This window comes from Microbacterium deminutum (assembly GCF_039530205.1).
Lineage (GTDB): Bacteria > Actinomycetota > Actinomycetes > Actinomycetales > Microbacteriaceae > Microbacterium > Microbacterium deminutum.
On the sequence record NZ_BAAAOG010000002.1, the window covers coordinates 556,605 to 568,912 of the forward strand.

Consider the following 12,308-nt stretch of genomic DNA (forward strand, 5'->3'; position numbering starts at 1 on the left):
CGGTTCGGCGCGTCTCGTCTCGCTTCGCTCGCTCGACGACCGGGAGTCCACGCTCGTCCAGCGAGACGGGACGTGTGGGTGAGAGGCTCATTGCAGGGCCTCCTCTTCGGCGCGGTGGGCCCATTCGGCGAACGTCTCGTCGGCGGCGCCATCCCGGTCCGCGAGGAACCGGGCGACGACGCGCTCAACGTAGTCCGCAATGCCGTCGGCGGTGACCTTCAGGCCGCGCACCGTACGGCCGAGACCGGCCTCGTCGCGGTCCTGCGACGCGAGCCCCCCGCCCAGATGGACCTGGTAGCCCGGCACCTGCTCGCCCGAGTCGTCCATGACGAGCTGGCCCTTGAGTCCGATGTCAGCGGTCTGGATGCGCGCGCACGAGTTCGGGCAGCCGTTCACGTGCAGCGAGATCGGATGCGGCAGCTCGAACCGGTCGAGACGCTGCTCGAGGTCGAGCACGGCGGCGGTGGCGTAGGCCTTCGTCTCGACGATGGCGAGCTTGCAGAACTCCAGGCCCGTGCACGCGATGGTGCCGCGGCGGATGAGACTCGGGCGGGCCGAGAGCCCGAGGTCGTCGAGCCCGGCGATGAGCGACTCCACGCGGTCTTCGGGGACGTCGAGGATGACGAGCTTCTGGTGCGGGGTCGTCCGCAGGCGCGTCGAGCCGTGCGCCTCGATGAGGTCGGCGAGCTTAGCCAGGGTCGGGCCCGAGACGCGCCCGACGATCGGCGTCACGCCGACGTAGAAGCGGCCGTCCTTCTGACGGTGGACGCCGACGTGGTCGCCTGCTGTGCGCGGCTTCGGCGCCGCCGGCCCGTCGGGCAGCACGTAGCCGAGGTACTCGTCCTGGAGCACCTGGCGGAACTTCTCGGTGCCCCACTCGGCGAGCAGGAACTTCAACCGCGCCTTGTTGCGCAGCCGCCGGTAGCCGTAGTCGCGGAAGATCTGCGCGACGCCGTGCCAGGCATCCGCCACCCGCTCCGGCGCGACGAAAACACCCAGACGCTCGGCGAGACGCGGAGCGGTCGAGAGGCCGCCGCCGACCCACAGGTCGTAGCCGATGCCGAGTTCGGGATGCTCGACGGCGACGAAGGCGACGTCGTTGATCTCGTGGACGACGTCCTGGCTCGGGTGGCCGGTGATGGCCGACTTGAACTTGCGCGGGAGGTTCGCGAGGGACTCGTCGCCGATGAACTTCGAGGTGATCTCGTCGATCTGCGGGGTGGGGTCGATCAGCTCGTCCGCGGCGATGCCTGCGACCGGCGAGCCCAGGATGACGCGCGGCACGTCGCCGCAGGCCTCGGTCGTGCCGAGCCCGACGCCCTCGAGGCGGCGCCAGATCTCGGGCATCGCCTCGACCTCGATCCAGTGCAGCTGGATGTTCTGGCGGTCGGTGAGGTCGGCGGTGTCGCGCCCGAACTCGGTCGAGATGCCGGCGATGACGCGGAGCTGCTCGGTGGTCAGCTGGCCGCCGTCGATGCGGATGCGCAGCATGAAGTAAGAGTCCTCGAGCTCTTCCGGTGTGAGCGTCGCGGTCCTGCCGCCGTCGATGCCGGGCTTGCGCTGCGTGTACAGGCCCCACCAGCGGAAGCGGCCGTGCAGGTCGGTGGGATCGATGCTCGCGAAGCCGTCGCGCGCGTACACCGTCTCGATGCGCTCGCGCACGGCGAGGCCGCCGTCGACCTGCTTCCACTCCTCGTTGCCGTTCAGCGGGGCGGTGCCGTCGATCTTCCACTGCCCGTTGGGCTTGGAGGACGGTCTGGGTGGCCGCGCGGGCGCGTGCTCTGGGTGTGGCGCGGTCGGTCGCTGATGCGTGTCGCTGATGCTCACGGTGGCCTCCGGATGACCCGGGCGTCCCCGGGGTGGACTCGATACGGCCCACTTCGTGAGGTTAGGAGCGCTGCGCGCGACGGCCTATCCGAGTGTCAACGGGCGTTAACCTGCGTAACCGGGCGTCACACACTTGCATAGCGCGGCGAGTTGGCTGCGGTCCGGATCTCAGTCGGGGAGCCTGCCCGCAGCGGTGCGGTATCGGTCCAGCACGACGTCGACCAGGCCCGCCGCGGGCGCATCGGCATCGAGCAGGGGGCGCGCGACGGATGCGCCGCCCGCGAGGCGCACCGCGAGGTCCTGGAAATAGCCTGGCGCCAGCAGATAGTTCGCGACGACCACGCGCGAGCCTCGGGTGGCGCCTTGAGCGACCGCGGCGTCGAGGCGCGGATCGGCGGCGGCGAGGAACCCGACGGTGACGCGGCGTGACAGTCGCTCGCCGAGCATCGTTCCGACGGCTCGGCAGTCGTCGTTCGCTCGCTCGTCGCTCGAGCCCGCGACGGCGAGGACGATCGTGTCGGAGTCAGAGGCCTCGAGCGCGTGGAGCCGCTCGACCAGCACCTCGACGAGCCTCGGGTCGGGGCCGAGCGCGGGCGCGATCACCACGCCTTGGCGACCGGCGGACTGGGCACGCAGGTCGACGCGCACGTGGTAGCCGGCCGAGAGCAGCAGCGGCACGATGACGACGGGCGCCTCCGCAGGGAGCGCTTCGAGGGATGCCGCGACATCCGGCTGCTGCACGTCGACGTGACCGAGACGCACGGTGACGTCGGGCAGGCGATCTGCGACCGCATCGACCAGCCGCCGGACGGCGGACTGCCCCGCGCGGGAATCCGTGCCGTGCGAGATCGCGAGGAGCGCTGGCTGCGGCATCCCCTCATTGTCGCGCGGCTGAGGTTCGAGCGCGCTCGCCTTACGAGCGCGAGTGCGGTGAGTCGGTCCGGCGACGGTCAGCGGCCCTCGATGTCGACGGTCACGGTGTCGCGAACGAGCGCGAACCGGATGATCGCGCCACGCCCGAATCGCTTGATCGCCTCGGCGGGAATGATGTCACCGGCGGCGTCATCGAGCACGAGGTCGATGCTGGGCGGAAACTGCCGGGTGCCGCAATGGAAGGAAGAGGCGGTGACGGTGGCGTTCGCGGCCGTCCATACCGTGAGACACGGCCGGCCGGCGACGGTGCCGGAGGCGACGTGGATGCCGGCGAAGCTCTCGTAGTATCGGATGCCCTGCACGTCGGTCGGATCGAACGCCGCGCCCACGGCTGGTGCCGACGTCGTGCCCAGGACGGCGTCATGCGAACCGGACGTCTGGATCACCGCGGTCGCGGCCGCGGCGCCGAGCGCGACGGCGGCGACCGTGCTCGCGATCCAGACCAGTGCGAGCCGACGCCGGCGCCAGACGCGACCGGCGGCAGGTCGCGAAGGGCTCGGCGCTGCCGGAGCCTCGGTGCCCGCAGCGCCCGGGCTCGAGGGGCCGTCTTCGACGGCGGGCGCAGTGTCTGCGGCATCGGCCGTACGCGAGCTGTCGACGACCCGGCGCAGCTCGAGTTCGTCGAGACGGGCGCGTGCCGCGGCATCGTTCAGGATGTCGGCATCCGGACCGTACGCCCGCTCCCGCAGGCGCGCAAGCTCACCCTCCCAGTCGGCACCCGCCATGGTGAGATTATCCGCCGGCGCACTCTCGGGAGGGGCCGATGCGCCCCAGCCGATCACAGCGAAACCACCCCTTCTCACCGAGACCACACCGGATGGCGGGCCATCGCGGGTGGTTCGGTGAGAAGGGGTGGTTTGAGCGGGGTGAGGGCTACGAGGCAGCGTGGCCGCGGGTGAAGCCGGCCTCGAAGCCGCGCTCGTACGCGCTCTGCACGTCGTCGGGGCGACCGTGGCCGTGGTGACCGTGACCGCTGCCGCCGTGGCCGTGACCCTTGCCGTGGCCCGGGCGACGACCGCGCGGGTCGTGACCGTGGCGCTCGCCGTGTCCGTGGCCCTGCCAGTCGGCGCGACCATGGCCGTGCCAGTCATCGTGCACGTGGTGAGCGAAGTGCTCGGCGAAGTGCTCGGCGAAGTGCTCAGCCTGCTCCGGCGTGAATCCGGGGCCGAACCCGCGTCCGAACCGACGCGGGTCGGCTCCGTGGCGCACGTCGGGCCCGAACGGCCCAGGTCCGAAGCCGGGCCCGAACGGCCGAGGGCCGAAGCCAGGGCCGAAGCCAGGGCCGAAGCCCCGTCCCGCTCCCGTGCCGAAGCCCCGCCCTGCGCCGGGACCGAAGCCCCAGCCGCCACGACCGAATCCGCGCCCGAAGCCCGCCCAGGGCGTGCCCTCTTCCTCGTTCCAGCCCAGTTCCCGGGCGATCGCCTCGAGTGAGGCGAGTGTGGTCGCGAAGTCCTCGGGCGAGACGGCTCCGGCGACGCGCGCACGGAGGGCGTCCACGACCGTGCCGAGGCGCTCCTTCGCGGCGCGCCCTTCATCGGTCAGGACCCAGGTGCCGTCGCCGGCCTCTTCGACCCAGCCACGCTCCTCGAGGCTCCGGAGGCGCTTGCCCCTGCGGGCGAGGCGCTCGGCGAAGCCGGGGACCTTGACGTCGCCGGAGACCGCGTTCAGCAGCATCCATTCCCGGCGGCTGACGCCCTCGCCCTCGAAGGCGCGGGTGACCTCGCGCGAGATGTAGGCGTCGACGGTCCGGAGCCAGTAGCCGAGGGGCCGACGCTCGGCGGCGGTGTCCTCGGTGTCCTCGGTGTTCTCGGCGGCGATGTTCTCGTCGCCGGTGCTTTCGTTGTCGGTGTATTCGTTGTCCATCAGAAGTCCTTTCGTCGTGCGGCGCAGTGAGGTCGCTCGGGCTCTTCGTCGAATACATGTCGAAGAGCATGTATATGTAGTGTGACATGCGGTTACATCACATGTCAAGTGGCATGTAAATTCGTCTTGTGACTCCGAACAGCCCCGTCGACCCCGCCGACGCGATCGCCGCCGCGCTCGCCCGGCTGCGGGGGCGCCGGATGCCGCGCCCGCCATGGGAGGCGAACCCGATCGCGATGGGCCCGCACTACGCGCACGGCGAGCCTCCGTGGATGCACGGGGGACCCCACCATGGCCGAGGGCACGGCGGGCCGCCGCCCTGGGTGGCCGGCGCGCGCTTCGGCGGGCCGGCGCGCCTCCGCCTGCTCGACGCGCTGGCCGCGGCATCCGCTCCCCTCACCGTCAGCGAGATCGGCGAGGCGGTCGGCGTCGATCAGCCGCGGGCGTCGCGGCTCGTGCAGCAGTCGGTCGAGATGGGACTCGTCCGGCGCGAAGCGGATCCGGACGACGCCCGTCGCACGCGCGTGGCGCTCACCGAGCAGGGTGCCGCACTGGTGCGAGGCTTCCGCGGGGAACGGCGCGACGCGATCGACACGGCGCTGGCGCCCTTCAGCGACGAAGAGCGGATCGAACTCGCGCGACTGCTCACGAAGCTCGCCGACGGCTGGCCGCGCTGACCCGCGGGCTCGTTCCGGCGGACGTCAGAAGCTGGTGACGAGGTCGCCCAGGACCGATTCGAGTTTCGTCGGGTCGGTCGCGTCGTAGTAGTGCGCGCCGGTCGCCTTCGAGATCGCCTGGAGCGTGTCGACGTCGGCATCCGCGCCGTACGCGAGGGTGAACACGAGCACCGGCGACGCGTGGTGGAGATCCGTCAGGTCGGCGAGCATCTTGTCGGCCCCGATGGTGTCGTGGTTCGTGTCGTTCTTGCCGTCGCTCAGCACGACGATCGCCGTGATCTTGTCGGGCGACGACAGCTTCGCCTGCTGGGCGGCGAACGTGTCCACCGCCTGATACAGCGGCGTGTCCCCCATCGAGTGCAGGCCGCCCAGGGCGCTCAGGAACGCGTTCTGCGAGGTGGAGATGTCGGCGACGGGCGCGACCTCCCCGGGCAGCATCGTTCCGCCGGCATCCTGCGCGAAGGCGGCGAGACCGACGCCGTCGCCGGTCGTGAAGTGGCCGAGGGCCTGCGTGATGGCGGCTTTCGCCGCGGAGAGCTTGGTGTCCGACGCGGAGATCGGCTCGTCCATGGAGCCTGACACGTCGACGAGGAACAGCACGTTCGCGCGCTTGCGCACGTCGGAGAACGTCTTGTTCACAGCTGCCACGACGTCTTGCTGGGGCAACGGCAGCACACCAGCGGGGTCGGCCGCGAGCTTGGCCGTCTCGGCCACGGCCGGGTCGAGCTCGCCGTTCAGGTCGCGGTAGCCCGACGAGCGCACGATCTGCTGGCCCTGCGCGGTGCCCGCGTAGCGCAGGAAGTCCGCGGCGGCATCCGCCTCGTGCTGGTCGACCCAGTCCCCGGTCAGCACGACCGCGGGATTGTCGGCCGCGAAGACCCCGTCGGTCGGGTAGATCGGGACGAGCGGCTCCTTCGGGGGGTCCGCGACGATGCGGGTGATGCCGTCGCGGCTCGTGATGCCGCGGTTGTAGTCCCAGACCGACTTCTCGTCGACGATCACGGCGGAGAGGAAGTCTGCGGCCGATCCGGTGGCTTCGGCCTGCCGCGCGTGCCAGAGGAAGTGCTCGGGGGTGGCCATGTAGTGGCTCGTCGAGAGCTCGTGCTGCTGCACCGTCGCCTGGATCTTCGGGTCCTCGATCGACGACGCCTTCAGGTGCGCGATCGATCCGGACGCGGTGCCGAACGAGGCGAACATCGCCGCTTCGCCCGACGTGGCCACGAGCGGGCTCGTCTTGCCGAGCTTGAAGGCACCCCACTCGGGGTGGCCGAGGTTGCTCCAGAGGTTGGCGTCGGCCGCGGCGTCGAAGACGTCCGTCCACGTCGGCGGCTCGGCATCCCACCCGATGGACTCGGCGAGGGGCGCCGGCATGGCGAGCACGACGTTCGAGGTCGCCACACTGTCGCCTCCGGCGGGGACGGATGCCGCGCCCCCCGCCCGCGCCAGCGAGAGCCAGGTGTGCGAGTCGGGCATCCAGACGGTCGGCCGCTTGTCGGCCGGGACCCCGGCGAAGCCGGCGACGGCGGCCTCGGCCACGACGCCGGACTTGTCGCGCTCCGGCGTGACGACGACGCAGGTGCCGTCGATGTTCCGCGGCTTCGCGTTGTAGCCTTTCGCGAGGTTGGAGACCATCTCCGCGTTCTCCAACGAGGACATCACCGTCACGGCGGTGCACGGCTCGGCGCCGCCTGCCGTCGCGGGCTCGTCGTCGGGGAAGACGAGTGACTCGGGCGTGCGCGTCGGCGTGGGTCCGGAATCCGCGGAGGCCGACCCGCTGCTCGCCAGAGCCGAGAAGACGAGCGAGCCGACCGTGCCGATCGCCGCGACCAGGGTCACGATGCAGGCGATGCTCAGCCAGATGACGAGGCGGCGCTGGCGCGCGCGACGAGCCCGTCGGCGCTCCTCGATGGCGGAGGGCTGCGGGGCGCTCATCGGCGGACTCCCGGAAGGAGGGGACGGACGACGGCGCGGGGCGCGGCGTGGATGGCGAGCACGGGCTCAGGCATGGCGAAGTTCCTCAGGTGGGGGGAGACCTGAAGCGGGCGCAGAACCCGCGAGAATACAGCACGGATCGGGCGATCCGTGGTCTGCACAGCCTAACCCGCGATCCTGAGCGACCGCCAAAGGGTTCTTCAGTGCGACGCGGTGTTCAGCATCCCGATGACCACCGCGGTCCACCACCCCGCCTGCGAGACGAGGGCGCTCCAGACGCACCACAGCCGCACACGAGGCGGCACCGACCGGAACGGCATCTGCGATGGCAGCCGGGCGAGATCAGCCGTCAGCCGGGTCATGGCGACGCCGTTCATCGCAACCACCAGCACGGCCAGCATCTTGATCTCGGTCAGCGGGGCCTGCAGGTTCGGCTGCAGGAACGCCCCGCTGGCGAACAGGCCCAGGATGCCGATCCACGCCAATGCCGACACCGAACGCTCGGTGTGACGCAGGTCGGCGAGCGTCCGCCGCCCGATCATCCAGAGCAGCCCGTTGAACTCGAGGAAGACCGCGGCGCCGAGGCCGACGATGATCGAGGCGAGGTGCGCGAACAGCATCGACATGTGCAGCCACCGGGGCGGCACGAGCATCGTGCCCAGCCACAGCGAGAGGTAGAGGGACAGCATCACGCCCCAGTAGCCGAGCGCACGTCGATGTCTCGCGGCGCGTCGGCGCTCGACGAGGGGCATGGTCACGGGTTGACACGGGCCTTTCACTTGCAGCGGTCAATAGTGACCCCCCGAGCGAGGCTAGCGGATGCCGATGGGTGACCCCTGAAGAACTCTGGAGGCCGCTCCGGCCCCGAAACAACAGCCTGATCCCGGCCGGACACTCAGCGGAGCTGAGGCTGCGAGGCCTTCACCGGCAGGAGGAGCAGCAGGCCGACCAGCAGCACCAGGACGATCCCGAGGATCCCCCAGTACTGCGCGCCGCCGATCGCGACGAAGATGCCGAAGAACAGCGGGGCGATGAACACCGCGGCGCGGCCCGTCGTGGCATAGAGGCCGAAGACCTCGCCCTCACGCCCCGGCGGGATGAGCCGCGCGAGGAAGGTGCGCGACGCGGACTGAGCCGGACCGACGAAGAGGCACAGGATCAGCCCGAAGATCCAGAACACGGTCTGGCCGCCGGCGTGGAAGAAGAAGACGCACAGCCCGCTGATGATCAGTCCCACGAGAGAGACGACGATCAGCGGCTTCGCCCCGAATCGGTCGTCGAGGGCGCCGCTGGAGATGGTCGCGATGCCGGCGACGATGTTGGCCGCGATCGCGAAGACGATGACCTCGCCCGCGCTGAAGCCGAACGTCCCGGCCGCGAGCACGCCGCCGAAGGTGAAGACGCCGGTGAGCCCGTCGCGGAAGATGGCGCTCGAGAGGAGGAAGTAGACGGTGTGCCGGCTCTCGCGCCACAGTCGCGCGATGTCCCGGGCGAGCAGCCGGTACGAGGCGAAGAAGCCGACCTTGTCGCGTCCGCCGCCGATCGGCTTGTTCTCGGGGACGGCGAAGAGCACCGGGATCGCCGAGATCGCGAACCACAGCGCGGCGATGAGCATCGACACGCGGACCGACATCCCGTCTGCGCCCGTCACGCCGAAAAGGCCGACGTCGGGGTGGATGAAGCCGAAGTACACGATGAGCAGCAGGACGATGCCGCCGATGTAGCCCATGCCCCAGCCGAAGCCCGAGACCTTGCCGACCGAGCGCGGCGTCGAGACCTGGGTGAGCATGGCGTTGTAGTTGACCGCCGCCAGCTCGTAGAAGATCGTGCCGACGGCAAGCAGGCCGAGGCCGAACCAGAGGTAGGCCGCATCCTGGCGGACGAGAGACATCAGGGCGAGGCAGAGCACCACGATTCCCGTGTTGATCGCGAGCCAGAGCTTGCGTCGAGCGGAGACATCCGTCCGCTGCCCGATGATCGGCGCTGTCAGCAGCACGACGATGCCGGCAGCGGCTAGCGCCCACGACAGCGCCGTCGAGGTCGTCGTCTCATCGCCGAACGCCTTGCCGGTGAGGTAGACCGTGAACACGAACGTCGTAGCGACGGCGTTGAACGCGGCGGAGCCCCAGTCCCACAGGCCCCATGCCAGCACCCTGCCGCGGCTCGTGCGTTCGGGCGATACGCCGGCTGCCGCAGCGACGGCCTCTGCGGGGATGCGCGGGTCGCCAGGATCCATGTCGGCCAAGGTAGGCCCTTTCGGTGAACGTCCGGTGGCATGCGGTGCACGGTCGGCGACGGATGCCGCGCCGCGACGTTGCGGCGCGTGCTCAGGTTATCCCGCGATCAGCGCCGCCGGCTGAGACGCACGGGGTGCCCTGGCACGTCACCGTACTCAACGCTGCCGGTCTGCCCATTCCCGTTCGAGGATCGCGTAGATGCCGGTGTCGGTCCACTCGCCCTTGAGCCACATGTGCTCGACGAAGGTCGCCTCGTGACGCATGCCGAGGCGCACGCAGACGGCGACGGATGCCGCGTTCCTCGGGTCGAGCTCGGCGTGCACGCGGTGCAGCCCCAGCTCGCCGAACGACAGCTCGAGCAGCAGCTCGGCGCACTCCCGCGCGTATCCTCGGCCCTGGAAACTCGGCCCCACCAGCCAGCCGATCTCCGCGGTCCGGTCGTCCACGGACGTGAGGTGCAGATACATGGTGCCGACGAGCCCGCCGTCACCATCGCGCAGGCGGATGGCGGGCTGGATGTAGTCGTCGACCTTCTCGAGCCGCGTCTTGGGAGCGTCGCGCTCGAGGACCGCTGCGACCTGCTCGGCCGACCGCGGCTCGAACAGCAGGTATCGGCAGACCTCGGGATCGGAGTGGAGCGCGTACAGCGCGTCGAAGTCGTCGCTGCGCATCGCATCCAGTCGCACGCGTCCGCCCTCGATCGGGCGGAAGTCCCAGGGCAGTGGCATGGGCCCATCATGCTCCTCGTCGGCTTGGCGGTGGTGGGGCTGCAGATCCTCGCGTACTCCGTCCAACGACGTATCGACATGAACTTGAGTCGATTCGACTCAAGTTCATTTGACACGTACGAGGCCGATCGGTAGCCTTGAGCCATCCCGACTCAACCCGGGATCCCCGAACTTCCCACAAACCCCCGCGCTGCGGCATCCGTCGCAGCGCATGACAAGGAGAGATCACATGGCACGTGCTGTTGGAATCGACCTCGGAACCACGAACTCCGTCGTGAGCGTCCTCGAGGGCGGCGAGCCCAAGGTCATCGCGAACGCCGAAGGCTTCCGCACCACCCCGTCGGTGGTCGCGTTCACCAAGGACGGCGAGGTGCTCGTCGGCGAGACCGCCAAGCGCCAGGCCGTCACCAACGTCGATCGCACCGTCTCGAGCGTCAAGCGCCACGTGGGCACCGACTGGAGCTTCAACGTCGACGGCAAGAAGTGGACGCCGCAGGAGATCTCGGCGCGCATCCTGCAGAAGCTCAAGCGCGACGCCGAGCAGTACCTCGGCGACACGGTGACGGATGCCGTCGTCACCGTCCCCGCGTACTTCAACGACGCCGAGCGCCAGGCCACCAAGGAGGCCGGCGAGATCGCGGGGCTGAACGTCCTGCGCATCATCAACGAGCCGACCGCCGCCGCGCTGGCCTACGGCCTCGACAAGGGCAAGGAGGACGAGCTCATCCTCGTCTTCGACCTCGGTGGCGGCACGTTCGACGTCTCCCTCCTCGAGGTGGGCAAGGACGACGACTTCTCGACCATCCAGGTGCGCTCGACCGCGGGCGACAACCGCCTCGGCGGCGACGACTGGGACCAGCGCCTCGTCGACTACTTCATCAAGCAGTTCAAGGACACCACCGGCGTCGACGTGTCGGGCGACAAGATCGCGCTGCAGCGCCTCAAGGAGGCCGCCGAGCAGGCGAAGAAGGAGCTCTCGAGCTCGACCTCGACGAGCGTCAACCTGCCCTACCTGTCGCTGACGGAATCCGGCCCGGTGTCACTGTCCGAGACCATCACGCGCGCCAAGTTCGAGGACCTCACCAAGGATCTCCTCGACCGCACCAAGAAGCCCTTCGAGGACGTCATCCGCGAGGCCGGCATCAAGGTCAGCGACATCGACCACGTCGTGCTCGTCGGCGGCTCGACGCGCATGCCCGCGGTGAGCGACCTCGTCATGAAGGAAGCCGGCAAGGAGCCCAACAAGGGCGTGAACCCGGATGAGGTCGTCGCCGTCGGCGCCGCCCTGCAGGCCGGCGTCCTTAAGGGCGAGCGCAAGGATGTGCTGCTGATCGACGTCACCCCGCTGAGCCTCGGCATCGAGACCAAGGGCGGCATCATGACGAAGCTCATCGAGCGCAACACGGCGATCCCGACCAAGCGCAGCGAGACGTTCACGACCGCCGACGACAACCAGCCGTCGGTCGCCATCCAGGTCTTCCAGGGCGAGCGCGACTTCACGCGCGACAACAAGCCGCTGGGCACCTTCGAGCTGACCGGCATCGCGCCGGCTCCGCGCGGCATCCCGCAGATCGAGGTCACGTTCGACATCGACGCGAACGGGATCGTGCACGTGTCGGCCAAGGACAAGGGCACCGGCAAGGAGCAGTCGATGACCATCACCGGCGGCTCGTCGCTGCCGAAGGACGACATCGAGCGCATGGTGCGCGAGGCCGAGGAGCACGCCGCCGAAGACAAGAAGCGCCGCGAGTCCGCCGAGACCCGCAACCAGGCCGAGACCCTCGCCTACTCGATCGACAAGCTGATCAAGGACAACGACGACAAACTGCCGGCCGATGTCAAGGAGTCGGTGCAGGCGGATGTCGACGCTCTCAAGTCGGCGCTCGCGGGCGACGACGACGACGCGGTCAAGACCGCCTTCGACAAGCTCAACCAGAGCCAGGGCAAGCTGGGCGAGGCGATCTACGCCTCGAGCCAGGCGTCGCAGTCGCAGCCTGGTCCGGCGGACGGTCCTTCGGAAGGCGCCGATGGCGCGGACGGCGGTTCGACCGGCTCCGATGAGGATGTCGTCGACGCCGAGGTCGTCGACGAGGAAGACGAGAGCAAGTAGC

10 protein-coding genes are annotated in these 12,308 nt (G+C 69.8%); 2 read left to right on the forward strand and 8 right to left on the reverse strand.

The genetic code is table 11. The features are described 5' to 3' along the window. Positions 1–87: 87 nt before the first annotated feature. The 4 genes from ABD212_RS08820 to ABD212_RS08835 form a co-directional block, all read right to left on the reverse strand. Complete coding sequence (locus ABD212_RS08820) at positions 88–1,827, reverse strand: nitrite/sulfite reductase (RefSeq protein WP_344093489.1); 1,740 nt, start codon at positions 1,825–1,827, stop codon at positions 88–90. Between the two features lie 168 nt (positions 1,828–1,995). Further along, a complete protein-coding gene (locus ABD212_RS08825) occupies positions 1,996–2,700 on the reverse strand; it encodes a sirohydrochlorin chelatase (RefSeq protein WP_344093491.1) in 705 nt (234 codons plus the stop codon). A gap of 77 nt (positions 2,701–2,777) precedes the next feature. Beyond that, positions 2,778–3,485 carry a hypothetical protein gene (locus ABD212_RS08830; RefSeq protein WP_344093493.1) on the reverse strand — a complete coding sequence of 236 codons (708 nt, stop codon included), beginning with the start codon at positions 3,483–3,485 and terminating at the stop codon, positions 2,778–2,780. Positions 3,486–3,633: 148 nt separating this feature from the next. Then, the gene (locus ABD212_RS08835; protein WP_344093495.1) at positions 3,634–4,623 is read right to left on the reverse strand and encodes a MarR family winged helix-turn-helix transcriptional regulator; all 990 of its coding nucleotides are present in this window, start codon (positions 4,621–4,623) and stop codon (positions 3,634–3,636) included. Positions 4,624–4,751: 128 nt separating this feature from the next. On the opposite strand from ABD212_RS08835, the gene ABD212_RS08840 reads away from it, so the two are divergent. Further along, the gene (locus tag ABD212_RS08840) at positions 4,752–5,300 is read left to right on the forward strand and encodes a MarR family winged helix-turn-helix transcriptional regulator (RefSeq protein ID WP_344093497.1); all 549 of its coding nucleotides are present in this window, start codon (positions 4,752–4,754) and stop codon (positions 5,298–5,300) included. A 24-nt stretch (positions 5,301–5,324) separates the two neighbouring features. Here ABD212_RS08840 and ABD212_RS08845 read toward each other — a convergent pair whose 3' ends face one another. From ABD212_RS08845 to ABD212_RS08860, 4 genes are all read right to left on the reverse strand, one after another. Further along, entirely contained in the window at positions 5,325–7,232 is a 1,908-nt protein-coding gene (locus ABD212_RS08845; RefSeq protein WP_344093499.1) for a vWA domain-containing protein, read from the reverse strand. Positions 7,233–7,432: 200 nt separating this feature from the next. Continuing rightward, positions 7,433–7,990 (reverse strand): hypothetical protein, encoded by a 558-nt coding sequence (locus ABD212_RS08850; RefSeq protein WP_344093501.1) that lies wholly within the window; start codon positions 7,988–7,990, stop codon positions 7,433–7,435. A 137-nt stretch (positions 7,991–8,127) separates the two neighbouring features. Further along, positions 8,128–9,468, reverse strand: a complete 1,341-nt coding sequence (locus tag ABD212_RS08855; protein WP_344093503.1) for an MFS transporter — start codon at positions 9,466–9,468, stop codon at positions 8,128–8,130. A gap of 156 nt (positions 9,469–9,624) precedes the next feature. Continuing rightward, positions 9,625–10,197: a GNAT family N-acetyltransferase gene (locus ABD212_RS08860; RefSeq protein WP_344093505.1), complete on the reverse strand. Its 573-nt coding sequence runs from the start codon at positions 10,195–10,197 to the stop codon at positions 9,625–9,627. A 229-nt stretch (positions 10,198–10,426) separates the two neighbouring features. On the opposite strand from ABD212_RS08860, the gene dnaK reads away from it, so the two are divergent. After that, positions 10,427–12,307, forward strand: a complete 1,881-nt coding sequence (gene dnaK, locus ABD212_RS08865) for a molecular chaperone DnaK (RefSeq protein WP_344093507.1) — start codon at positions 10,427–10,429, stop codon at positions 12,305–12,307. Position 12,308 lies beyond the last annotated feature (1 nt).

What these genes read in the sequence shown, in the direction of transcription:
- dnaK (WP_344093507.1), top strand. Translation starts at nt 10,427, where the DNA reads ATGGCACGTGCTGTTGGAATCGACCTCGGAACCACGAACTCCGTCGTG.
- ABD212_RS08835 (WP_344093495.1), bottom strand. Translation starts at nt 4,623, where the DNA reads ATGGACAACGAATACACCGACAACGAAAGCACCGGCGACGAGAACATC.
- ABD212_RS08855 (WP_344093503.1), bottom strand. Translation starts at nt 9,468, where the DNA reads ATGGATCCTGGCGACCCGCGCATCCCCGCAGAGGCCGTCGCTGCGGCA.
- ABD212_RS08845 (WP_344093499.1), bottom strand. Translation starts at nt 7,232, where the DNA reads ATGAGCGCCCCGCAGCCCTCCGCCATCGAGGAGCGCCGACGGGCTCGT.
- ABD212_RS08825 (WP_344093491.1), bottom strand. Translation starts at nt 2,700, where the DNA reads ATGCCGCAGCCAGCGCTCCTCGCGATCTCGCACGGCACGGATTCCCGC.
- ABD212_RS08860 (WP_344093505.1), bottom strand. Translation starts at nt 10,197, where the DNA reads ATGCCACTGCCCTGGGACTTCCGCCCGATCGAGGGCGGACGCGTGCGA.
- ABD212_RS08830 (WP_344093493.1), bottom strand. Translation starts at nt 3,485, where the DNA reads ATGGCGGGTGCCGACTGGGAGGGTGAGCTTGCGCGCCTGCGGGAGCGG.